Source organism: Vreelandella boliviensis LC1 (assembly GCF_000236035.1).
Classification (GTDB): domain Bacteria; phylum Pseudomonadota; class Gammaproteobacteria; order Pseudomonadales; family Halomonadaceae; genus Vreelandella; species Vreelandella boliviensis.
This window is the reverse complement of sequence record NZ_JH393258.1, coordinates 619,694-643,769: the sequence shown is the minus strand read 5'-3', so window position 1 is coordinate 643,769 and position 24,076 is coordinate 619,694. Positions and strand designations below refer to the sequence as shown.

16 protein-coding genes and 1 riboswitch are annotated in these 24,076 nt (G+C 56.2%); of the genes, 7 read left to right on the top strand and 9 right to left on the bottom strand.

Going from position 1 to position 24,076, the window contains the following annotated elements; genetic code table 11:
* The 3 genes from KUC_RS19695 to KUC_RS12155 all read right to left on the bottom strand — a co-directional run.
* The coding region (locus tag KUC_RS19695) for a toxin VasX (RefSeq protein ID WP_040480787.1) at positions 1–1,032 on the bottom strand (1,032 nt) is incomplete at its 3' end.
* Positions 1,029–1,787 carry a DUF4123 domain-containing protein gene (locus KUC_RS19100; protein WP_007113498.1) on the bottom strand — a complete coding sequence of 253 codons (759 nt, stop codon included), beginning with the start codon at positions 1,785–1,787 and terminating at the stop codon, positions 1,029–1,031. The genes KUC_RS19100 and KUC_RS19695, both read right to left, overlap by 4 nt.
* A complete protein-coding gene (locus tag KUC_RS12155; RefSeq protein ID WP_007113497.1) occupies positions 1,787–3,889 on the bottom strand; it encodes a type VI secretion system Vgr family protein in 2,103 nt (700 codons plus the stop codon). Before KUC_RS12155 ends, KUC_RS19100 begins: the two co-directional genes overlap by 1 nt.
* Positions 3,890–4,131: 242 nt before the next feature.
* Between KUC_RS12155 and KUC_RS12150 the strand changes: the two genes are divergently transcribed.
* Positions 4,132–4,848 carry a trimeric intracellular cation channel family protein gene (locus KUC_RS12150; RefSeq protein ID WP_007113496.1) on the top strand — a complete coding sequence of 239 codons (717 nt, stop codon included), beginning with the start codon at positions 4,132–4,134 and terminating at the stop codon, positions 4,846–4,848.
* A 16-nt stretch (positions 4,849–4,864) separates the two neighbouring features.
* Here the strand turns inward: KUC_RS12150 and KUC_RS12145 are convergent, their stop codons facing one another.
* Positions 4,865–7,822, bottom strand: a complete 2,958-nt coding sequence (locus KUC_RS12145) for a translocation/assembly module TamB domain-containing protein (protein WP_040480786.1) — start codon at positions 7,820–7,822, stop codon at positions 4,865–4,867.
* A gap of 109 nt (positions 7,823–7,931) precedes the next feature.
* Here KUC_RS12145 and KUC_RS12140 point away from each other — a divergent pair, with 109 nt between their 5' ends.
* A complete protein-coding gene (locus KUC_RS12140; RefSeq protein WP_007113494.1) occupies positions 7,932–8,639 on the top strand; it encodes a DUF3581 family protein in 708 nt (235 codons plus the stop codon).
* On the opposite strand, the gene KUC_RS12135 is transcribed toward KUC_RS12140, so the two are convergent.
* The 3 genes from KUC_RS12135 to KUC_RS12125 all read right to left on the bottom strand — a co-directional run bounded on the left by KUC_RS12135 (position 8,636) and on the right by KUC_RS12125 (position 15,366).
* A complete protein-coding gene (locus KUC_RS12135) occupies positions 8,636–9,529 on the bottom strand; it encodes a transglutaminase family protein (protein ID WP_007113493.1) in 894 nt (297 codons plus the stop codon). The genes KUC_RS12140 and KUC_RS12135 overlap by 4 nt on opposite strands.
* Positions 9,526–11,952, bottom strand: a complete 2,427-nt coding sequence (locus KUC_RS12130) for a circularly permuted type 2 ATP-grasp protein (RefSeq protein ID WP_040480785.1) — start codon at positions 11,950–11,952, stop codon at positions 9,526–9,528. The genes KUC_RS12135 and KUC_RS12130 overlap by 4 nt, the downstream gene beginning before the upstream one ends.
* Positions 11,953–12,015: 63 nt before the next feature.
* Positions 12,016–15,366, bottom strand: coding sequence for a transglutaminase family protein (locus KUC_RS12125; protein ID WP_007113491.1), 3,351 nt, complete (start codon positions 15,364–15,366; stop codon positions 12,016–12,018).
* Positions 15,367–15,730: 364 nt separating this feature from the next.
* Here KUC_RS12125 and KUC_RS12120 point away from each other — a divergent pair, with 364 nt between their 5' ends.
* Both KUC_RS12120 and KUC_RS12115 read left to right on the top strand, forming a co-directional pair.
* On the top strand, positions 15,731–17,212 hold the full coding sequence (locus tag KUC_RS12120; RefSeq protein ID WP_007113490.1) for a circularly permuted type 2 ATP-grasp protein: 1,482 nt from the start codon (positions 15,731–15,733) through the stop codon (positions 17,210–17,212).
* A 4-nt stretch (positions 17,213–17,216) separates the two neighbouring features.
* Positions 17,217–18,227 (top strand): alpha-E domain-containing protein, encoded by a 1,011-nt coding sequence (locus KUC_RS12115; protein ID WP_007113489.1) that lies wholly within the window; start codon positions 17,217–17,219, stop codon positions 18,225–18,227.
* Here the strand turns inward: KUC_RS12115 and KUC_RS12110 are convergent.
* On the bottom strand, positions 18,224–19,294 hold the full coding sequence (locus tag KUC_RS12110; protein WP_007113488.1) for a zinc-binding metallopeptidase family protein: 1,071 nt from the start codon (positions 19,292–19,294) through the stop codon (positions 18,224–18,226). The genes KUC_RS12115 and KUC_RS12110 overlap by 4 nt on opposite strands.
* Positions 19,295–19,602: 308 nt before the next feature.
* Between KUC_RS12110 and KUC_RS12105 the strand changes: the two genes are divergently transcribed.
* Positions 19,603–21,102, top strand: a complete 1,500-nt coding sequence (locus KUC_RS12105) for a CoA-acylating methylmalonate-semialdehyde dehydrogenase (protein WP_007113487.1) — start codon at positions 19,603–19,605, stop codon at positions 21,100–21,102.
* Between the two features lie 78 nt (positions 21,103–21,180).
* Here KUC_RS12105 and KUC_RS12100 read toward each other — a convergent pair whose 3' ends face one another.
* The gene (locus tag KUC_RS12100) at positions 21,181–21,873 is read right to left on the bottom strand and encodes a hypothetical protein (RefSeq protein WP_007113486.1); all 693 of its coding nucleotides are present in this window, start codon (positions 21,871–21,873) and stop codon (positions 21,181–21,183) included.
* A 177-nt stretch (positions 21,874–22,050) separates the two neighbouring features.
* Between KUC_RS12100 and KUC_RS12095 the strand changes: the two genes are divergently transcribed.
* Both KUC_RS12095 and KUC_RS12090 read left to right on the top strand, forming a co-directional pair.
* Positions 22,051–22,653 (top strand): peroxidase-related enzyme, encoded by a 603-nt coding sequence (locus KUC_RS12095; protein WP_040480784.1) that lies wholly within the window; start codon positions 22,051–22,053, stop codon positions 22,651–22,653.
* A gap of 82 nt (positions 22,654–22,735) precedes the next feature.
* Positions 22,736–22,842, top strand: a riboswitch (TPP riboswitch).
* Positions 22,832–24,076 (top strand): SLC5/6 family protein (locus KUC_RS12090; RefSeq protein WP_244264794.1); only part of this gene is annotated, 1,245 nt, incomplete at its 3' end. (Overlaps the previous riboswitch by 11 nt.)

The following is a 24,076-nucleotide window of genomic DNA, read 5'->3' as shown; positions in this document are numbered from 1 at the left end:
GCGATTGGAATGGCATACCACTTCAACGGCGGCGGTACGCAGTCCAACATCCCGCCTTAAGGGGGAATTGTCGCGATTGGCTTCGTTCCAGGCACCGTTCACCGCCTCCGAGCCACCACTATCAAAGCGTTGCTGCTCGCTCAAGGCTTGCTGATAGCGTTCAGTAACGCTACTGCCTGAAAGGTCCTCGGTCCAGAGCGGCGGGTGCACGAGTTGCGTTTCGAGGCTGGAGCTACGCCCTCGCTGTGGCAACAGCTCTTCGGCCGCAAGCAACTGGCCACTTGCGATACGCCCGGAGGGATCACGCAGGGAAACAGACTGGAAGCGCTGATTGATGGCCGTGGGATCGGATTCCAAGCAGTTCAGCCGGGCCGCCGACCATTGAACATCTGAAAAGGCTACCTTGACCTCGCCGCTTAGCCAGTTCGAGGCACGACGGGCAGGCAACCATATTTCCGTGAGGGATTGGCCCGTTGCAGAACGTTGGTCATCCACAAAAGCGTCGCTTTCATCGCGGTGCTTTGCCAAATCTACATCTTTAAATTGCCATTCATCTGCTTCAGAAACTGACACTTCAATTTCGCGCCACAGTGCGCCACGATAGTGAATATATAGGTAGCCGGGGCGGCTCGGCAGGGCATGAGAGGCATCGTCTACCAGGGATTGCCAAAAGGCGAGCGGCACAATGGGCTGAACAACATACTGCTGGAAAACCGTATCACGTTCATGCTCTTGCCAGGGCGTTTTACCCACACCCGCAAACAGCGGTACACGTATTGGGTCACCTTCTTCGCTGGCAATCTCTAACCAGACATTGCGATCTGGTTCTGCTTCCCACTCCCAGCTGTGGATACGGCTTATTGGTTCCGGCAGGTCTTCCTCTTCTACAGCATCTGTTAACCCAGGCTGCTCTTGCTCGTCGTGTTCATCATAAAAAAAGAACCGGTGACCTTCAGGATGGTCTTTACCCAGTACCTGGATATATAGTTTGGGTTCTTCACATGCTTTATGTTGGCTCAGTTCCTGGCTCATACGGTGCTCTCTGCCGTGGCGCTAACCGGATTAAGATTTTTAGCTGGGAATAACGCTTGTTGTGCTGTATCGCTGTTCAAGAAATTTTGTCGTACTTCCATATCGTCCAGCGACTCACCAGGGCTTCTATACTGTTTAAATGCCCTCGTTAATCGAATATACCGCTCCAGCGCTTGCTCCTGATGCCTGGTCAGCTGTAGCACCTGATCGGGAGCAAGAACGCTCTCATCCGTTTGATCGTCTGCTTCCAGTGCTTGCCAAAGAGGTGACGCCGTGGGTTTAGCTCCGATTTCGTCGCCTTGCCATATCCACTGAGCTATTGGCCCAAACCACTGTCTACTAACCCCTTCAGGCTGACTAAAAAGAGCGGCAGCAATATCAGGGTGGTAAAACCGCAACATCCCTTTTCGGTTGCCGTAAAATGTTACTTCCAGACAGCTTCGCAAGTGAGCTAGTACTTCGTTTCGCGGCGCGCGACTAGCGATAATGACCCCAGGCGCAATGCCCTTTCTTGGGTCTTCAGAAAACGTTTCTAGAATGCCTTTAGTAGCTTGGTTCAAAGGCATCAAGATAGGGCTACGCTTCAAAAAATCTTTATAGCGGGTCTGAAGAAACAACCAATCGAAATCGACACTCTGTAGTTGCCGATAAAGAGACGATAACGTTTTGCCGTTTTCTTCCAGCACCAGCCAATGCTGTAGTCCGTTATTCTGATTTAGCAGTTGCGATAACGTGTTTGCTTGAATGACTCTCATCACGTCACATTATTCCTACAAGGGCAGTCAGCGAGCGGGCAGCTTCCATCACGCTGTAACTGGCAAAGCTCAACCAAAGGGATATCATCAGCCATCGCTTGCTCAAGCCGCTTACCGAAAACCGGTCCCATGGTGACATCTTCATGCCCCTCCGCCACCGCATGCCCTGGCAACAACGGGCCTTCCACCGCTTGACCACTGCCATTGCCGGGGCTGCCACCGGCGTTGACGCGAACTTTGGGGCCGACCATGGTGACGCCGCCGCCGTCCAGCTTTATAAAGCTGCCGCCTGCATTCAGGGTTAATTCACTACCGGCTTCCAGCACCACTTTATGGCCTGCTTTGATGTGCAGCTCGCGGCCGCTTTCGCTTAGCCACGCCTGACCAGCGTTGATATGTAGCGTGCCATCCACGCTGAAGTGCTGTTGGCCTTCGGTGTGTTCAAAGCGGTTGCCGTGAACCGTGTGGTGGTCGTCGTTGTCGATCTCGCTGATGCGGTCGTTATTGACCTGCAAAAAGCTGTCGTTGCGGATCTCTTCAATACGGTTGTTAAGGGTTAACAGCTCCAGGTCTTTCTGGGCGTGGAGCCAGATTTGCTCTTCGCCCGCTTGGTCTTCAAAACGTAGCTCGTTGAAGCCTTCGGCCTTGTGGCTTTGGGTGCGAATGACGGTGCGGGTTTTGTGTTCCGGCAGCGGGTAGGGCGCGGTATTCACCGCGTGATAGGTACGCCCAGTGACCAGCGGTTGATCGGGGTCGCCTTCCAAAAACGAAATAATCACTTCATGGCCAATACGCGGAATGGCGATACTGCCGTAGCCGCCGCCTGCCCAGCCTTGGGCGACCCGCACCCAACAGCTTGCTGTGTCGTCTGGTTCCGCATAGCGATCCCAGGGGAACTGGACTTTGACCCGGCCGTGTTCGTCGCAGTGAATCTCTTCGCCTTCGGGGCCCACTACAAAGGCCACCTGAGGGCCATCGACCCGGGGTTTGGGGTTGGGGGTCGCTCGCCAGGGGGCATCGCCGGGAATAAGTGTGACCTGATTGTGATAGCGAGTCATGCCATTGGCATCGCCCTGAAACTCTTTACCGACAAGCATGCCGTCTTCTTCCAGCGCCTGGGGCTGCTCACCGACGTGGCTCACTTCAATGGCTTGCCAATCGCGGTTGAGGCTGTCGGTGTCGTGGTCGGTCAGGTTAAAGCGCACGCCGGGGGCGAGTTCGGGCAGATCGCTTTCGGCACTGGCGGTGATCGCCTCCCGGCGCAGCTGTTCCAAGCGAATACTGGTAAACGGTTTGCCGGAGGCGTCCTGTTTGTAGCGGCCGGGGTAGTCGTAGTGTTCGTAATCGACTTGCTGCCCATGGTCTTCTACATCGCGCCCCAGGTGTTCATGTAGCTGTGCATAGGCAGGATTTTTAAAGCTGTAGTCTTTTAGCGTGGCGGTGGCCGCAGCAACTCTCGCCGTGTGGCTGAGCTTGCGCACATGGCGGCTGGGGGCGGTGCCACCGGCGCGGCTATGGTAGGTGCGTTCACCTAGGCTCGTGAGTACCTGTGGGTCATCGGCAAAGATCAGCCGATGGCTACCCTCTGCAAACTCATGGAAGTAAAACAGCCCCTCTTCGGCGGCCAGACGTTCGATAAAGGCAAGGTCGGTTTCCCGGTACTGGACGCAGTATTCGCGCTCGGGTAGCTCGCGGGTGACCGCAAAAGCCACATCGCGAATACCCCGCTCATCGCACAGGGTATTGATGATGGTGAGGGGGTCGACTTTCTGGAAAATCCGCGAGTTGTGGCGCAGCGAAAGCCGCCATAACGCCGGGCGCAGTACCAGGGAGTAGAAGGTGCGGCGATGGCCACGGTCGCCGCGGCCAAATTCAGCAACAATGCCATGAACCCGACGCAGCAGTTCGCCGCCCTGCCAGATGGTCAGGGTGGCTTCGCGATCCAGCAGTTCAGCCGCATCCAGGCGGCTATTGCGGCTGGCCAAGTTGAGTGCCAGCTCAAAGGGCTGGGAGAGCGCTTCGCGGTGGGTAAAGTCGATAACTGCGATGTCGTCAACGCCGGGTAGCGTTAGGGTAAATTGCAAACCGGTGCTGAGCGCCATGCCCCCTCCTAGGATAATAGCCAATCGTAACCAAGATAAATAAGAAACGATCAGAATAACGACCTATACGAGGACAACAACCCCCGTTGGGCTTCTAACGGCAATGTCTTACAAATGGTGTAGTCAATGTCTTACAAATTAGCGGTATGATGATTAAAAAATGATCAGTGCTGCACTCCTTCACTGTGAGTGGAGTGCTATTCTTGCTGCCTTTATAGATTGCGAGCATAAAGGAGAGGGGCGTGTCGGGTGTGGTCTACTGGCTGGATATGGCGGGTGTCATCGTGTTCGCGCTGTCGGGCGTGATTTTGGCGTGCCGGTCACGCATGGATCCGATTGGTATGCTGGTGTTGGCGGCGGTCACCGGCATTGGCGGGGGCACACTGCGGGATTTAGTACTCGGTGTAAGGCCGGTGTTTTGGGTGACCGATCCAACCTACCTGTGGGTGATTCTAGCCACTGTGGTTGTTTCGCTGTTGGGGTTTCACTATATCCACCGCTTATCGCGGGGCTTTTTGCCCATTGCCGATGCGTTTGGGTTGGCACTGTTTACTGTGATTGGTACGCATAAGGCCCTACTGCTGGGAAGCGCGGGCACGGTAGCTGTGTTAATGGGCATGATGACCGGCGTAGCCGGCGGCATGATCCGTGATGTATTGGCCCAGCGAGTGCCCATGGTGCTGCGCGAAGAGGTGTACGCCACGGCGGCGATGGCCGGAGGCGTCGTTTACGTGGCGCTGTATGCGCTGGAAGCGCCACTGGCGATAGCGATTGCCGCCTCGCTATGCGTCACCCTTGGGCTGCGTTTGGCGGCGATTCATTGGCACTTGGCATTGCCGGTGTTTGCCTGGGTGACGGTACCGCCGAAACCCCAAGATGAGACGGCAGCACCGCTCTCTACACCGCAAAAAGCCAAAGAGCGGGTAAGAATGATTCGTCGTGAGCGCAAAAAACGCTAGGAAACGATTAGCCGTATTATTTGCCATTGGCTTCCCGCCAGCGGTCAAACCAGCGGCGCGGTTGAATAACCCGCAAGGTTGGTTCGCTGTCGTTAAGTTCTACTCCCAAACCAAGTACGCCAAGGCGCGCATAGAGCGCGCCGTTAGCAGTGCGGTCGGCCAGCGCAACATCCGAAAGCAGCAATAGTGGGCCACCGGTGAGTGTTAGGTCGCTAAGGCTGATCTGTTCGCCGCTGATCTCTAGCAGCGCCGTGCCCTCAATATCGTGAACATTCAGTAGTCGTCCGAGCCAGTCACTATCCCTTGCACGGGCGAGAAATAGCCGGGCGAGTAACCCAGTATCACGCATCTCAAGGCGTAGCTGGCTGGCTAGACGAATAGGGTCTTCCCACGCCAACTCTGCCTCGTTCATGGCGAGCTGCACCCACCAACCCGCATCCGACGAACCGTTTTCACTCTGGCGATTAACGTTCTCCAGGCGTAATACAGAGTCGTTGGCGGTAAAGCGACGTGTTTCCAGGTCACCTTCGGTTAACTGTAGATAGAGATGCAAATCGCCGCGAAGCCGCTGATCCAGCAGCGCTAACTCTGCGCCAAAGGCGCGCAGGGTAATTTCGCCCTGGGCGTTTAACCCTTCCAGCAGCCACTCACTTTCAAGGCTGGCTTGCCCATTCAGCAACGTAATACCCGCACCTTCAGGCAGATAGCGGTTGTAACGGGTGAAGTCGGGCACCTCGGTAATCGGCAGCGCAATGCGCGTGGTGAAGTACTCGGGCAGGGGAGATTCAAGTACATCGCTAAAACGCTCAGTTTGTGTGGTGAGGGCAAAATGGCGACCTTGCAGGTGCGGGCTATTATCGTCTTGGCGCCGTAGGGCAAAACGGGGGATGCCAAGTGAGAGCTGAGCCTGCTCGGGACTATCCAATTGGGCAGTAAGTTCACCACGCCCGGTGGCGAGATAGTCTAGAAACGTGACCTCTAGCTGGTCGGCATTGACCCGCAGCCGAGTGGGTGCCAGCAAACGGTTATCGCGAAAGGCGCCCTGGGCAGAGAGTTGGCCTTCACCCGCGATAGCCAAGCCATGTGCATCAGGCAGAAACGCATTTAAAAAGCCTAGCCGTTGCACGCTTCCTTCTAGTGAAAATTGCCCGCTTGGTGCGTTGCCCCGGCGTTGAAAACGACCATCATCTAACACTAATACGCTCTCTAGACGATCGCTAGGTTGGTCGACATTGGCTATTTGCCAGCTCAACCGAGTGCCGCTGATATTTAGCGTTGAGCCATCTATTGCCGCCTGCTGAATTGGCAGGAAAAGCTGCATATCACTGGTTAACATGCCGAGTTGTTCGCCGTACTGCCAGCGAGTGGTAAGACCGTTTCCGGCTAAATGCACCTCTCCGCTGAGCTGTTCTGACGCCATGGTTAGCTGGCCGTGGCTCGTGGCTTCCCCGCTGAGCAACTGCAGCGGCGCGGGGTCAGGTAAAATGGCGCCTAAGTAGGTTTGTAAAACGTTGATATTAGGCAGGCGTGCGGATTGCCAGCTTATTGTCGCGGATGCCTCTTCGCGGGCTTTTTCAGTATCAAAGGGGCTCGTGGCGACGAGATTGATATCTGCATCCTCAAGCAGCAGACGCTCTTGATGATGCAGTGTGGCATCGGCAAAGTTAAGCGTTGCCTCAATGACCTCCTGCGGTGTCAGCTGGGCGTTAAGCGAGCCGCTACCCTGGGCGGTGAACCCCCATGTATCCGCCGTCAACTCGGGTGCTTGAATACTCAGTTGGGCATCGAAGGGGCGTGATTCGCGAATGCTGGCCGAGGCCTCAATTTGGCCATGGCCTGACAGGCGGATGCCTTCTAGTTCAGTGCTTTTTCTTTTTACACCGGGCGAAAGATACCGGTTCAGCATATCCAGGCGGGTGATGTCACCTTGCAAAGCTAGCGTCGCCGCCGTGGGAAGGTCGAGTTGATCCAGGCGCTGATTGGGAATTTGGCTAGCAAGGCGCAGCTCGACGTGCTCTGCGTAAGGGTGTGTGTCGGCTAGCTCAACATCGGCTAGCTGCGTTGAAAAATGCAGTTGATCGTTCTCAACCACCAAGCGGACTTGGCCCTCTCCCGTAGCCATGTGGCGTGGCGGTGGGTTATCCGCTACTACCCAGCGCGGCGAGTCACTAGGCCTGCGCAGGCGCTGTTCATTAACCGCTAAACGCAGCTCAGGCGCGTCCAGCATAAGTTCGCTACCAGGTTGTAACTTGCCAGCGGTTAGCGCCAGTTTCCCCGTCAGTGCCCCGCGCCCCTCCAGGGTTAGCCAGGGCAGGGCGTCTAAGTAGGGCATAAAGACATCCCAGGCATCTGCCTGGGCATCCAGCTGAAGCTGTGCGGAGAGTGCGGCCAGGAGGTTGGGGTTCAACTCGCCGCTAGTGGCGTCGACAGGGGTTATCGTTTTGAGCGTCGCCTTAGCGTTAAGATTGATAGCGCGCACTAAGTTCACTTGATCACTCAGGCGAACTAAACGACCATTAGTGATGGCAAGGGAAATGTTAGGGATCGCTAGGGTCTCGCGACTCAGCGTGGTTTCCTTTATTTGCAGTTGGCCGTCAGCTTCAAGCGCAATGTCACCCACGGTCAGGCGGCGAATGCCCTCGGCATCGAGTGCGTCGATATGCAGTTCGCCGTGCAACAGGGACAGTAGCGAGAGCGAAAGAGTGGCGCGTTCGGCCTCAATCGAGATGGGCAGTGCTTCATCTTCACGAGCTAGATAGAGCCCCTCTACTTCCCAGCGGCCTGGGTGTCGGCTAGCGCCTTGCTCCCAGCGGATATCGATGCCCTCAAATTGTGAAATGCGCGCTGGCAGCCACTGGCTGTTAAGCAGCCAATAACTGCCAGCCACCCAGATAAGGATGAGAAACAGTAGGCCAATCAACACCCTCAGCAGCAGGCGAGGTAGACGGTTTTTACGAGTGTTCGCGTCTGGCATAGTGGCTTCCCTAGCAGATAACTCCTGTTGGGGCGTGTTTTATGGCATTATGCGCGGCGTTGGGCAGTGACGGGTCTTCGATTTCAACGCTAGGCAGGCAACAAACGCCATGTTCAAGGATTATTACGCGCAGCGCGGAGAGTATGTAGTGATCTCCGCAGAGCAGGCCAGTCGCTTCGCCAAAGGCGTAGCGGGTGACTACAACCCTATTCATAATCCGGATGCACGCCGCTTTTGTGTGCCCGGTGATCTACTATTTGTACTGATACTCACAAAGTTTGGGTTGTCGCGGCAAATGGAATTTCGCTTCACGAACATGGTAGGGGCTGACACGCCGCTTAAGTTTAGTGAGGCAGATGACGGTGCACTTCACGTTTGTGATGAGAGCGGCAAATGTTACTTACAGGTGGTGCGTAGTGATGACATTACCCACGATCCGTCGGTGGTGGAAGCCTTTGCGCGTTGCTATGTAGCATTTTCAGGCAAAAATTTTCCGCACTATCTCAAACCGCTGATGGAGCAACATGGGGTCATGTTTAACCCTAAACGCCCACTGGTGATCTACGATAGCATGGGGTTTACACTTGAGCGTTTAGATAGCTTTTCGCCGGGCTTGACGCTGAACCACTCTTCGCTAGAGGTTCACGGTAAACGCGCCGATGCGCTGCTGGAGTTCTCGATCGAGTCCGCTGGGGAAGCCGTAGGAGTGGGGTCCAAAAAGCTCGTAGTAAGCGGCCTTTGCGACTACGACGCCGATGAAATGGCCGCTATTGTAGAAGAGTTTTATCGCCTTAAGGCCGCCTACGAGTCGGCCTAGTGCCCAGTCGACGTCACCGGTGACAGCATAGGCTGCGGCATCACATCAACTTCGACCTCCAGGCGGTGCTCGCCGCCCCCGTTCATAACGCCTTTGAGCGGGGCGACATCGGCGTAATCCCGCCCCCAGGCGAGCACCGGGTGCTGTTCGCCAGCCACGGTGCCGTTGGTGGGGTCAAGGGCCAGCCAACCCCATTCGGGAATCCAGGTAGCCAGCCACGCATGGGAAGCATCTGCGCCGATCAGGCGTGGCTGACCAGGCGGCGGCTGGGTTTCTAAATAGCCGCTGACATAGCGTGCGGCGAGACCTACCGAGCGCAACGCTCCAATCGCCAGGTGAGCAAAATCCTGGCAGACGCCGCGCCGGTTGGCGAGCACCTCGCTTAGCGGTGTCGCCAGCGTGGTGAAGCTGGGATCGTACTCAAACGATTTGTAAATCAATTCATTAAGCGCTAGAGCCGCCTCGACTATCGGCCTGCCTGGGGTAAAGCAGCTGTGGGCAAAGTTGGCTAGCTCGTCGTTACGGCGGATAAACGGTGAGTCGAGGCGGTAAAGTTGAATGTCAAAGCTGTTGTTCTGGCTAATCTGCTGAGCAACCTGTTCCCACGTAGTTGAGGTGGCTGGTAACGCCGCTAAGGGTTGTGTGCTTAGCGGCGTGACTACCGTGACATCCAGCGTTTGGTGGACGTCCTCCATAGCGAAATACAGCACTCGATTGCCGAATACATCGCGGCGCTCCATCCGTACCTGCGGCGCGGGGCTGATCTGCAGTTCTGATGCGCCACACTGCTGGTGCGGCGTTTTGCGCGGTAGCACCCGTGCTTCGCTATGGCACAGTGTAACTGGCGCGCTGTAGTGATAACGGGTGGTATGGCGCAGCGTGTAGTTCATGCATTGGGCTCCATGCTGACTAACTGCCGTGGCCTTTCCACATGGCTGAAATGACTCTGACTAATGGCTTCAGAAAGCGCGCTTAAGGGTTCAATGAGCGCATCCAGCAGTTGCGCTAAGGCATCTTGCGCCTCAGAGGTGTCGGCCAAGTGACTTAAGCGATCAATATCGGCCAGATGAAGCGCCGCATTGGCCTGAATTAACAGCCGTCGCTCAGCGTTGCGGTAGGGCGATGAGCTGCCCGGCAAGCGATCCATCTGACGCTCAATGCGCTTGAGCATATAGCCCACCGAGCGGGGATTGGTTTCATCGAACAGCAGTAGATCGAGAATCGCCGCAGGGTGAAGCTCGCTGCGGTAGCGGCGGCGGTAGGCGGTAAAGTTATCGGTGGTGGCGAGCACGACTTCCCATAGCGCCAGCCCCGGCGAGTGCGGCGCATTGAGGGTGAGCTTGAGCAGCGAGAGCAGTCCTAGCACGCGATCCAGGAAGCGGCCAATATCCATAAACCGCCAGCCGTAGTGATGCGGCATGGTTTCGTTACACAGCCCGAAGAAGGCGGCAAGCTGTGCCGACAGCCCTTCACAGGCGCGCCGCGCCGCGCTGGCCCCTAAACTGGGGTTAAAGGTGGCCATGCGCTGGCGCAGTTGGTGCACCACCCGCCAGGAGTCGTCGCCTAAATGGTCGCGCACGCTGCGTGCATTGCGCATTAGCTGTGCAAAAAGGGGCTGCAGTGCCTGGGGATCCACATCATCAAATTGGGCCAGCAGTGCGGCGCGCTTGAGCTCGAAGCCAATCAGCGGTGCCTGAAGCCGCTGGTCGTCCTCTTCGTTTAGCGTGGTGATATCCAGTGCTAGCAGGAGTTCATCAAGCAGTTGATCGGCGATCTCATCCTGGTCGTACTCCATCAGCCTGAGCAGCGCTTCACGCAGCAGTCGCGCGCGGGTGTCTAATCGCTCGCCGTAGCGGCCTAACCAAAACAGGCTTTCGGCTACTCGACTGGGTAGGTCAGTGCCGTCACGTGTGGCCACCACCGGACCGCGGGCCTGGCGGAGCTGGCTAACGTGGGGTTGGGGAGAGGTCGCCGTAACCCAAACATCCTTAACGACGGTGCTGCTTAAGGACGGCGAGCCAGGCTCGCCGACCCAGGCTAAACCACCGGGCATCACTTGGTACTCGCTGGCTTCACTGCTTTTGCCTTTGGCGTTGTTGTGGATGGCGCCGCCCGGCGTGCGTGTCACAAAGCAGCGTAGGTTAAGCGTGGTGGGCTCCAGGCGCTGTAAGTGACTATCAAAAATCGGTGCAGTGGCGGGTTGAGTCGAGGCATCGGCATTGGGCAGCAGCAGAGTCTCACCCAGCAGGTGCTCGCACAGCACCGGTAAGTAATCCGCTAATATCGGGGCTTCCAAAATGCCTACTCCCAAGGCGTTGGATAGCGCCACGCCGCCTGCGCGCATGGCCTGCAGCAGCCCGGGCACGCCAAGCTGCGAATCACCACGCAGTTCCAGAGGGTCGCAGTAAGCATCGTCGCAGTGGCGCAGCACCACATCCACTGGCTGCAAACCGCCTAGCGTACGCAGCCATACCTGGGTATCGCGTACGACTAAGTCCTGGCCTTCTACCAGCGCGATATTGAGATAGTTGGCAAGGTAAGCGTGCTCAAAGTAGCGTGGGCTTCCCGGTCCCGGCGTTAATAAGATAAGCGTGGGGTTGTCGCGATGCTGGTAGGCCATGGCGATCAGCGTACGGTGGTGCAGGTCTAGAAATCCCGCTAGCCGCTTTAACGGCGCATTGCGGTACATATCCGGCAGGGCACGGGCCATCAGTATACGATTTTCAAGCGCAAAACCGGTGCCTGATGGCGCCTGCAGGCGATCTGCCATCACCCGCCACTGGCCTTTTGTATCCACAATAACATCCACACCGTGGAAGTTGATCGCTGCACGGTCATTGGGTAGCGACTGGTGGCAGGGCAGCAATAAATGCGCTGAAGCAAGCAGTTCCTGGGTGGGTAGTAGCCCCGCCTCAAAGAGCGTTTTTGGCCCATAAATATCGTCATAAAGGGCGCTAAGCAGACGACTGCGCTGGATTAGCCCCGCTTCTAATGCTTGCCATTGTGGTTCATCAATCACCCAGGGTAGCGGGTCGAGCCGCCACGAACGCCCCTGGGTTTCATCGTGCATATTAAAAATCACGCCGTTTTCAGCTAATAGGCGCTGAATTTCGTCATGCTGCTGGTGACGACCCGACGGGCCCAGGCCTTCCAATGAGCCGAGCAAGCTCTGCCAGCCGGGGCGTAACTGCCCCTGGCCATCGAGCATGGCATCAAACGTGCCGGGCTGTCCCTTGCCTAGCTGGTGTAAGTAATCCTCAACGAGCCCGTTAGCCACGGGCGCGAGAAGGGAGGGAGAGACAGGGGCCGTCATTATCCTTGTAATCCTAAGAAGTAGGTGGCGGATTATCCTGTACTGGGCGCTAAGAGAAAAGCATTAGCTGGGCGTCCAACGCAGGTCGAGAGTCTGCGGCAGTTCCAGGCTGGGCGTTTCCAGTTTGGGAACCTGGTGACCATGGCGATGGCCGCTGTCACTAAAACGACCCAGTCTTCGCGCTTCAGCTTCAAACGCATTGACCGGGAAGGTATCGAAATTACGCCCTGTGGGGTGCACCACGTAGTAGGTACAGCCCGCCACAGAGCGCTGGTTCCAGGTGTCGATCACATCAAACACCAGCGGCGCGTGAATGGGAATCTGCGGATGCAGCGCCGAGGGTGGCTGCCAGGCGCGGTAGCGCACCCCGGCCACCGCTTCGCCATTCCTACCGGTAGCTGAAAGAGGTACCCGGCGACCGTTGCAGGTCACCACATAGCGGTCACCGCTCATACCGCTGACTTTGACTTCCAGTCGCTCAACCGAAGAATCGACGTAGCGGGCAGTGCCGCCAGCGGAGGCCTCTTCGCCCAGTACATGCCAGGGTTCGATGGCTTGACGCAGCTCGATATCCAGCATGGGTGTGTGCAAGCGTCCATGCAGCGGGAAGCGGAATTCCAGGAAGGGGGCAAACCACGCCAGGTCAAAATCAAAGCCGTGGCGGCGCAAGTCACCCAACACATCGTCAAGGTCACTCCACAGGTAGTGGGGCAGCATCCAGCGATCCTGCAAGGCGCTGCCCCAACGCACCGGTTTGGCCCGGTAAGGCGTTTTCCAACAGCGTGCTACCAAGGCGCGGATCAGCAGCATCTGCATCAGCCCCATACGGGCATGGGGCGGCATCTCAAAGCCGCGCAGTTCCAGTAAGCCAAGGCGACCGCTGTCGCTATCCGGCGAGTAGAGTTTGTCAATACAGAACTCGGCACGGTGAGTATTGCCGGTTAGGTCGGTGAGCAGGTGGCGCAGTAAGCGATCGACCAGCCAAGGCTGTACCACTTCACCTTCGGGCATTTGCTGCAGGGCGATCTCCAGCTCATAGAGCGCTTCATGGCGCGCTTCATCCACTCTCGGCGCTTGGCTGGTGGGGCCAATAAACAGGCCTGAAAACAGGTAAGAGAGGCTGGGGTGGTGCTGCCAGTAGGTCACTAAACTGGCCAGCAGATCCGGACGACGCAAAAACGGTGAGTCGTCAGGCGTCAACCCGCCCAGGGTGACATGGTTACCACCGCCAGTACCGGTATGGCGCCCATCAAGCATAAATTTTTCAGTGCCCAGGCGGCTTTCCCGTGCTTCGGCATACAGCCGTTCAGTTTGTGCCACCAGGGTTTGCCAACTGGCCGCGGGCATAATATTAACTTCGATCACGCCGGGGTCGGGGGTGATCATAAAGTTTTCCAGGCGCGGGTCTTTCGGCGGTGAGTAGCCCTCTACCATGACCGGGCAAGCGAGCTCCTTGGCGCACTCTTCAACGGTGCTGATCAGATCAAGGTAGTGCTCTAAGCTGGTCAGTGGCGGCAGGAAAATATGCAGGCGGCCATCCCGTGGCTCCACGCATAGACTGGTGTGAATAACGCTACTTTCCCGGTCGCTGTTTGCCCGTGGCTGCTGTTGAACGGATTCGCCCTCGGGGTGTGATGGGCTAGGGTGGCTTGAGCGACCCAAGCGTTCGGCGTCGCTGATATGCAGCTGTTCGGCGTTGCGGCGGGCAACTTCGCCGTGAATATCGCCCAGTTCAGGGCGGGGTGCGAACAGCGATTCAGGTTGAGGCTGCTCTTCTGGGGCAGCCCAAGGCAGCGCCGAAAGCGGTAAACGTAGACCCATGGGCGAGTCGCCGGGCACCAGGAATAAGTGGTCTCGCTTGAGCGGCCAGCGGCCACTCTCCCAGCGGTGAGCTTGGCTGATTGAGTGGCGCAGTGGTAGGGCGTAGCCCACGACTTCGTCCAAGCCCTGCTCCAACAAACGGGCTAGGCGGTGGCGTTCGGCATCATCTTTGAGATTGGCTTCGCGTGGGTCAACATTGACTGGCAGCGACTGCTCTTTCCAGAGGTAGTAGTAGGCATCTTCGTACGCCGGAATCCAGTAGCGCTCGGCAAGGCCCAAACGTTCGCTAAGGGCCTTGGTAAAGCGTTGAGCCATCGCATTATCAACGTCTACCTTGGGGGCACCTTCCATACAGGCCAGCCATTGCGGGTCGCGCCATAAGGGCACGCCATCTTTACGCCAGTAACAGGCTAGCGTCCAGCGGGGCAGCGGCTCGCCGGGGTACCACTTGCCTTGCTGTTGCTGAATAGCGCTGCCGGGGGCGTAGGCGGCCTGCAGCCGGGATAGCAGTGCTTCGGCGCGTTCGCGCTTGTGCTCGCCCAGGGCTTCGGTATTCCACTGTGGGCTCTCCACATCGTCGACCGAGACAAAGGTGGGTTCGCCGCCCATTGTCAGGCGTACGTCCTGGTGGAGCAGCTCGGCATCTACCTCGTCACCCAAGGCGCAGATACGCTGCCACTGCTCATCGCTATAGGGCTTGGTGACCCGCGGGTCTTCGTGGATGCGCTCCACTTCCATGGTGACATCGAAAGTGACTTCACACTTATCCGAAAACCCGGTAATCGCCGCCGCACTACCGGTCGTCGGGGTGGCGGCGAGTGGAATGTGGCCTTCGCCAGCGAACAGCCCTGAAGTGGGATCGAGACCCACCCAGCCCGCGCCGGGCAGGAAGACTTCTGTCCAGGCGTGTAGGTCGGTGAAATCCACTTCGCTGCCGCTGGGGCCATCCAGCGCTTTGACATCGGACTTGAGTTGAATGAGGTAGCCGGACACAAAGCGTGCGGCGAGGCCCAAATGGCGAAAAATTTGTACCAGCAGCCAGGCGCTGTCGCGGCATGAGCCACTGGCGAACGTTAAGGTTTCTTCGCAGCTCTGAACACCGGGCTCCATGCGTACTAGATAACCAATATCCTCCTGCAGGCGTTGATTAAGTGCTACCAGGAAATCGACGGTGGTGGTGGGTTCGCGGGGAACGGCCTTGAGCCACTCCATCAACCGTGGCCCTGACTCGGTTATTTCCAGATAGGGGCTTAACTCCTGGCGCAGTGCTTCGGGGTAGGCAAAGGGGATCGTTTGCGCAATGTCGTCCAAAAAGAAATCGAACGGGTTGATCACCGTCATTGGGGCGATGAGTTCGACGGCAATGGTTAACTCTTTACGCGGTTCTGGGAACACCACGCGGGCATTGAAGTTGCCAAACGGATCCTGTTGCCAGTTTAAAAAGTGGTCGTCGCCGGAGAGCTTGAGCGAATACGCCTCAATATGAGTGCGGCAGTGGGGCGCTGGGCGCAGCCGGATAACATGGGGCGAAAGACGCACCGGGCGGTCAAAGTGGTAGGTCGTGCGATGATACAAGGCAACGCGAATGGTCATGGGCCACCCTCAAAAGAACCGTTATCAACCGGTGGGTCGGTTGGGTTAAGGAATAACCGAACGTTTCGCAAGTATCGTTCCACTTTTACTTTTTTGCAGCCGCTATCTTAACTAAGGCGTTTAACTAAAGTGGAAATCGCTTAATGCACCAAAATGGCACTGCTTTTATGCACTAATATGGAGCATTTAGTCGATTTAATTGGCTCGTGCTCCCTGTCAAGTAGCGTTTAAGTAAGCGAACGTTGAAATATCGCAAAAGATGGTACGTATTTTGCTCTCAATTGTTTGATTGTTTTGCGCGCGGCAGGCCTACACTGTGCATTGAGGAAGTTGCCGCTTCCACCCCAGCGCCAGGAGAGCGCCCATGAGCCAAGTGAATTGGAATAACTATGCGTGTCGTGATTACTACGATGAGCTGATGGCCGCACCCGGTCAGCCTCGCGATTCAGCGGGTGAATTGTGCAACATGTTGGCGAGGTTTAGCGCAGAAGAGCTGGCCGAGCGGAAAACCGCGGCGGAAATCGCCATTCGGACCATGGGAATTACCTTCACTGTCTACTCTGAAGGCGCGATGATCGATCGTGCTTGGCCCTTTGATATTGTGCCGCGGATTATTCCCGCCAGCGAGTGGCGTAAAACCGAGGCAGGCCTCAAACAGCGCGTGCAGGCGCTAAACCTATTTATTGATGATCTCTACCACGACCAAAAAGTCATTAAGGACAAAGTATTACCCGCCGAGGTGCTAGCGCAGTCGGTTAATTTCCGTCCCCAGTGCGTCGGTATTAATCCCCCTCACGGTGTGTGGGCCCATGTATGCGGTTCAGATCTAGTACGCGATGGTGACGGCACGCTGTATGTGTTGGAGGATAACCTGCGCATTCCTTCCGGCGTCTCCTATATGTTGGAAAACCGCAACGTCACCAAGCGGGTACTGCCGGAGTTGTTTGCTTCGGGCAAAATATTGCCCGTTGATGACTATGTGGCCAATCTTTACGACATGCTCGCCGCGATGTCACCACGGCCAGGGGATGATCCCCAGGTGGTGGTGCTGACGCCTGGAATCTATAACTCCGCTTATTTTGAGCATGCCTACCTTGCCCAGCAAATGGGCGTCGAGCTGGTGCAAGGCAGCGACTTGCTAGTCGATGACAATGATGTGGTGTACATGCGCACCGTGGAAGGGTTGCGCCGAGTCGACGTTATCTACCGTCGCGTGGATGACGAGTTTCTCGACCCGGAAGCGTTTAACCCTGACTCCATGCTGGGGGTGGCGGGTCTGATGCGCGCTTGGCGGGCGGGAAAAGTCGCGCTGGCCAATGCACCCGGTGCTGGCGTGGCGGATGACAAGGTCGTTTATGCTTTCGTGCCTGCGCTGATTCGCTACTATCTCGACCAGGAGCCGCTGCTGCCTAACGTGCCCAGTTACCTGTGCATGTTCGAAGATGACCGCCGCTATGTGCTTGATCATCTCGATGAGCTGGTGGTGAAGCCGGCCAATGAGTCGGGGGGCTACGGCATGCTGATTGGCCCGCGCTCAACCAAAGAGACCCGGGAAGAATTTGCCCGCTTGATTGAGGCTAACCCGCGCAATTACATGGCTCAGCCCACCCTCGCGCTGTCGACTACGCCAACACTTTCCAATGGTTTGCCGCAGCCGCGACATGTGGATTTACGCCCCTTCATACTCTCGGGGCCTGAAATTCACGTTACCACTGGTGGCCTCACCCGTGTGGCATTGATCGAGGGGTCGTTGGTGGTGAACTCCTCTCAAGGTGGTGGCAGTAAAGATACCTGGATTGTAGAAACTGACGATAAGGCGGCAGTGGCCGCGGTGAAAGGAGCCTAACGCCATGCTGTCACGCGTTGCAGAGAACCTCTACTGGATGGCGCGCTATATTGAACGTGCGGAAGATACCGCACGTTTACTGAGCGTCAATAGTCACCTTATGCTCGATTTGCCGGCGCGCCTGCCGCTGGGTTGGGCGCCGCTTATCGAAATGACCGGCAGCCTGGAAGCTTTCACCGCACGCCATGAAGACTTTGATGAGCGCAATGTGGTGCATTTTTTATGCGCTGATCCCGACAATGATATTTCGATTATCTCTGCGCTCGCCAGTGCCCGCGAGAACCTGAGAACCACCCGGGATGTGGTGCCCCGGGAGATTTGGGAAGAGGTTAACCAGCTATATCTGAGTGTCGCCGACCATGCCGAAAACGGCGTAAGTCCACGCCGTCGCGATAGCTTTCTGAAAAGCGTCATCCGTGGCTGCCAGGCGTTGACAGGCCTCATTGAAGGCACCTTGAGTCACGGCCCAGCGCGTACCTTTATTGAGTTGGGGCGTCAGTTGGAGCGGGCCGATATGACCACCCGCATTGTTGATGTGCGCTCTGCCAGCTTATTGCCACAAAACCCTGAAGAGTTGCTGCCGTTTGAGAACTTGCAGTGGATGAGCGTGCTCAAGTCACTTACCGCCTATCAAATGTACCGCCAGCAGGTGCGCTTGCGCGTGCGCGGGCCGGATGTGCTGCGCTTTTTGCTGCAAGACCCCAATCTGCCGCGCTCGATTGCCTGCAGCCTCGAAACGTTGGGCCATGAGCTAACACTGCTACCAAGACAGGATCGCCCGGCAGCGACCGTTTCGCTGGTGCGCGCCGATGTGGTGGATGCCGATATTCAAGCACTCGCTCATTCACCTAGTAAGCTGCATTTGTTTATCGACGAGCTGCAGATCGGCTTTGCTGCCATCCACGATACGCTTAGCGCCACTTATTTTGTCAATGACGACAGCGTGCCCCGCGTAACCCAGACTCAAAGTCAGACCCAAAGCCAGAGTCATGCGGGGGATAACGATAATGACTAACCAGTGAGAGAACCGCGCTCTATCGGGCTGGCGGCCTGCACGATTTGGTGCAGGTACGCCAGCTTCTCGCGTACTGCCGGGGCAAGCACTCCAGGCGCCAAATCGAGCAGCCCCATATCCCTGTTGAGCTCATTCACCGCCATGCCTACTTGATGAAAAGCAATCAGCATGCTCTCAAGGCTGCCGTCATACTCAACGTGGGTAATGCCCATGTGCAGTGCGGTATCCAGCACGGCGACCATATCCAAGTAATAGGCGAAGGTTTCGGCAAAATCTTCCCAGGGGTGCATGGTGGCGTAGGCGGAGATAAAGCGGTTGGGCCAGTCGCCGGGGGCACCCTGCTGGTAGTAACGCTCTAACGCTTCAGCATAGCTTGGCCGATGGTGGTTGCCGAATACTGCGCGACACGCCTCTTCATCGCGATTTTTAACCAAAACGTCCCAGTAATAATGACCGATCTCGTGGCGAAAGTGGCCGATCAAGGTGCGGTGAGACTCGTTCATATCTACTCGTAAGCGTTCGCGCTCAACGTCGTCAGCCTCTTTAACGTTGATGGTGATATGGCCTGATGCATGGCCGGTATACACCTTCTCTCGCTTGGCGGTAGAGCGCCACAAGCCCTGATCGGGCAGGGCATCGGCCATAAAAGAAAAGCTTAAAGGCACAGAAATGTCATCATTTTGAGTGCCGTGGGGAAGTTTGAGTAGATCGAGGGTATGAAACAGCCGCCGCTTCGCGGCTTCGAGCGCCGCCCAGCGCTCTCGGTTTTCAGCGACGGTCAGATCAGGAATTACCTCGTTATAACGGCAGCAGTCGCATAGCGCGTCCGCATGGCCGTTTTCCATCACCACCATACGATTGCAGATGTTCTCAACAGCGTAGTTGTGACACTTCATCAGCGCCGTATCACAGCCTGGATACGTACAGTGATAGCCGCCGTTAGCCAGGGGCTCAATGGCAACGATATTGCTGCAAGCCGGGCACCAGCCGACCTCTGACTGGCAGCTAAGGCAGTGGGTATTTTCGTAGAACAGCGGATTGCCACAGCGGCAGCTAAAAGTCTGCATAGATAATTCCCTGTGTTAAAACACTAGCTTTCGCCGTGTGCGATCCGCGAGGCTGCGGCACACTGAGTAGCCGAAGCATAGCCAGCCTGACGACACAATGGAAAGGCTAATTGACGTCCTGCTGTAGATTTTGTTTACTCATGTGATACTTGATTGACGTTTACGTCAACTTGCTGCTATACCCTGTGTTCTTACCTTAACGCGATAGACTTTTTACAAACCGATTTCTTACAACCATCACGACCATAACAACCAGAGCCATTACAACCACAGCCATAACAACCACAATCATAAATAGGAGCAACGCTATGTCCGTTCGCGAAATCCCCATGTATATCGATGGTCAGCCCGTGCAGTCGCAAAGCCAGGAGTGGCGCGATGTAGTTAACCCCGCCACGCAAGAGGTGGTAGCCCGGGTGCCGTTCTGTACCGCTGACGAAGTAGAACGCGCTATCAGCAGTTCTAAAGAGGCGTTTAAGGAGTGGCGTAAAGTCCCGCTGGGAAAACGCATGCGCATCATGCTCAAGCTTCAGGCGCTGATTCGCGACAATACCGCAGAACTGGCGGCACTCATTACCGAGGAACATGGTAAAACCCTGCCCGATGCGGAAGGCGAAGTGGGCCGCGGCTTGGAAGTGGTGGAACACGCCTGCTCGATTACCTCGCTGCAGTTGGGTGAATTAGCTGAAAACGCCGCCAACGAGGTAGACGTTTACACCATGCACCAACCGCTAGGGGTGGGGGCGGGAATTACTGCCTTTAATTTCCCGATTATGCTGCCTTGTTTTATGTTTCCTCTGGCGATTGCCACCGGTAACACCTTTGTTCTTAAGCCATCGGAGCAAGACCCCAGCTCCACCATGCGCTTAGTAGAGTTAGCTCATGAAGCAGGTGTCCCTGCGGGCGTGCTCAATGTGGTGCACGGCGGCCCGGATGTAGCCAACCAAATTGCTGACCATCAGGATATCAAAGCGCTCTCGTTCATCGGCTCTACTCATGTGGGCTCTCTGCTGTATAACCGTGCGGCGGCGGCAGGGAAGCGTATGCAGGCGATGATGGGTGCCAAGAACCACTGCGTGGTGATGCCCGATGCTAACCGTAGCCAAGCGATCAATAACCTGTTGGGCTCAGCCTTTGGCGCGGCGGGCCAACGCTGCATGGCAAACTCAGTGGTGGTGCTGGTGGGCGAGGCGCGTGAGTGGCTGAGTGATATCGTCGATGCGGCGCGAGCAATGAAAGTCGGCCCGGGCACTCAGCTTGATGCGGATTTGGGCCCGTTGGTGTCACCTGCAGCCCGTGATCGTGTACTGCGTCTAATCGATGCGGGTGAGAAAGAGGGCGCCAAACTGATGGTCGATGGCCGCAACGTCCAGGTGGAGGGTTACCCCAACGGTAACTTTGTGGGGCCGACTCTGTTTGCCGATGTAACGGCGGATATGACTATTTACCGCGAGGAGATTTTTGGCCCTGTGCTGTGTGTGGTGAGTGTTGAAACGCTGGATGACGCAATTGCTTTCATCAATGCTAACCCTAACGGCAACGGCACATCCATCTTTACTAACTCGGGCTGGGTCGCGCGCCGCTTTGAAACCGATATCGAGGTTGGCCAAATTGGTATTAACGTGCCGATTCCAGTGCCGGTTGCTTACTTCAGCTTCACTGGATCTAGGGCTTCAAAGCTAGGCGATTTAGGCCCTAATGGTAAGCAGGCGATCGCTTTCTGGACACAAACAAAAACTGTGACGGCACGTTGGTTTGAACCAGAAAATGTTTCCAGTGGTATTAATAGCACGATTTCACTGGGCTAAAGAGCGCTTCCTGGGTTAACGAACATTGGCCCTGCAGAAAGCAGGGTCAATTGACAGTAGTGCACAGGCTGTTATCTCTTAAAAATTATCGAATAACGGCAAGCTTTCTTCGAGTAGTTGCTCGATGGGGCCGAGCTGGCTTTCATGTAACACTAAAAGTGACTCTTCATGCATAAACTGAGCCGATGTTGGAACGAGTAGCGCAAATTCACCCTCTTCAAGATGAAATTCATGTATTTCGCGCATGCCAAATGGCGTCATGCACTGGGAGCAGCGGTAGTTGTCATCTTCACCGTAAATGAGACGGTGGTACATTTTAAACAGCGTGTAGAGGGCTAAACCGCCTTCAAACGCTGGCCATTGTGCTGGGGTATCGCGAATGTCGTTGGTGAGTGCTTGACCCTCTGCTTTGGCATCTGCAATCGCATCGGCGAGTGGGGCGGCAAGAATGGCACTTTTGTCGGCAGGTAGCGGTGTGTTGTGCTTAGAGGCGTTTTCAAAATCCTGCACCGCGCGCTTAAAGTCAGGCACTCCACCGAGGTTGTAGTCGACATGCTGTAGGTCTTCGGGCTCACAACCGCCGTTTTCCCAGCCATGGATGACCCGGAGTGTCATTTGACCCCGTGTCATGGGGCGGGCAAGCAACATATGCAGCATGATACGAATGTGCAGCTGACGCTCGTCGGTATCATTTTCAAACGCTCGGTAGGGGTCAGCAAATAGCTCGTTTAGACGACCGGGGGTATGTTCCTTGGCTTCGTTTTGGCTCATGAAAGTGTCCCTTTGAACGAACCGTTTATTAAGAGTAGCGCGCGGTTTTTGTTACAGATCGAATCTATAGTATGGCGAGCAGGGCGGCTAATTAAAAGCGTCTTAATTTAGCTTTTTGCTGCCTATCAGCTAAACCTTTTTTACCAGATGATTAAATTTAACAATAAAGAGGTGAGTATGTCTGCATCATTAAGTCGTTTTAACGTGCCTGAAACATTGGATGATCTGCCGGAAGATATTCGCAGTACTATTTTGGCCGTTCAGGAGAAAGCGGGGTTTGTGCCCAATGTCTTTCTGATGCTGGCCCATCGCCCCGCTGAGTTTCGTGCTTTCTTTGCCTATCACGATGCGTTAATGGAACGCGAATCGGACACGCTCACCAAAGCCGAAAAAGAGATGATTGTGGTCGCTACCAGCGCGCGTAACCGCTGCTTGTATTGTGTGGTCGCTCACGGTGCTCTGGTGCGCATTTACAGTAAAGATCCGCTGCTCGCTGACCAAGTGGCGATCAACCATCGCGTGGCGCCGATTAGTGAGCGCCACCGGATGATGATCGATTTTGCTATGCACTGCGCTATCGATGTCGGTGAAATGACCGACGAGTGGCTCACCCGCCTGCTTGAAGTAGGTTTTAGCCAAGAGGATTGCTGGGATATAGGTGCCATCGCAGCGTTTTTTGGCCTGTCGAATCGTTTGGTCACACTGGCGGGCACACCGCCCAATGAGGAGTTTTACCTGATGGGGCGAGTGCCTCGCTCGGATACTGCCACCACACCTTAATCTTTACTAAGCTGTGATTCTGATTGAGAATAGTTCTTGAATTTTGAGTGCCGAGAAAAGTACTTAAAACCACACCTACATTCACTGTCGCCAGGGGAGCCCTGCTTTAAAGGGCTGAGATGTGCACTGCGCAGACCCTGGAACCTGATCCGGTTCGTACCGGCGGAGGAAGCGCGACATGCTTTACCTAACGTCAGCTGTGCTTGGCGCGGCGCTGTGCTGCTTTGCTTATTTAGGCCTACGGGCTCGCTGGGTAGATGGCCCTCTTGATGACTACGTCACCGCCCGCAACTCGCAAACAGCTTCTACCCTGGGGCTCTCTTTTCTTGCTTCTGGCATGGGCGCATGGATTCTCTTTGCTCCCCCTGAAATTGGCGCCTTTGCTGGCCCGCTCGCCCTCGCAGGCTATGCGCTTGGCTCTGCGCTGCCGTTTATCGTCTTAGGGCTGTATGGGCCGAAGATTCGCCGTGCGCTGCCTGAAGGGCGCAGCATCGCCGAGTTTGCTGAGGCGTGCTATGGCCCTGGAGTAAGGCGATGGGTAACGCTGGTATCAATTGCCTATATGGCCTGTTTTTTAGCTGCCGAACTAACCGCCATTGGGGCAATCACTGCGTTACTTTCCGATGTGCCACCTGCGCTGGTGATTATTGGCGTGGCGCTCACTACGTTAATTTATACTGCGGCAGGTGGCTTGCGGGCTAGCCTTGCCACTGACCGTTGGCAGGCGTGGCTGCTGTTGATATTGCTGTGTGTGGTCGGCGGCATGGCCCTATGGCGGCTCCCCACCATTCCCAATGAGACTGCGCTACCTTCCATTCCCGTTACCAGTGCACTCAGCGTAGCGTTAACGCTAGTCATCGCGGTTACCGCAGCCAACCTCTTTCACCAAGGCTATTGGCAGCGCGTATGGGCCGCTCAAGACGACCAAAGCCTGGGGCGCGGGGCATGGTTAGGCGGCGCGATGACAGTCGTCGTCGTCATGGTGATTGGCGGTTTGGGCGTGTTGGCCGCGATGAGCGATGTGTCACTAGGCGAACCGCCGATGCCATTTTTTGCCCTGCTAAGTGATGCTCCCATTTGGTTGACGTTACCCGCCTTAGTGCTGGCGGTGACCTTGGTAGCCTCCAGCGTTGATACGCTGCAAAACGGCATTGCTTCGCTTGTGGTCGCACGCAGCGAGCAGCGGGGCGTGTCACTGGTTGCCGCCCGTTGGGTGACGGTAGTAGTGATGATTCCGGTGGTATTGATTGCCTTACAGGGGCTGTCGGTACTGCGGTTGTTTTTGATTGCCGACTTGCTGTGTGCCGCCATTGTGGTGCCCGTACTGCTGGGCCTGTGGCAACGAATGACGCCGATTGCGGCCATTGCGGGTGGCGTCGCTGGGATGCTGGGTGCCATTTTGCCTGGATGGTTTAGTCATGGA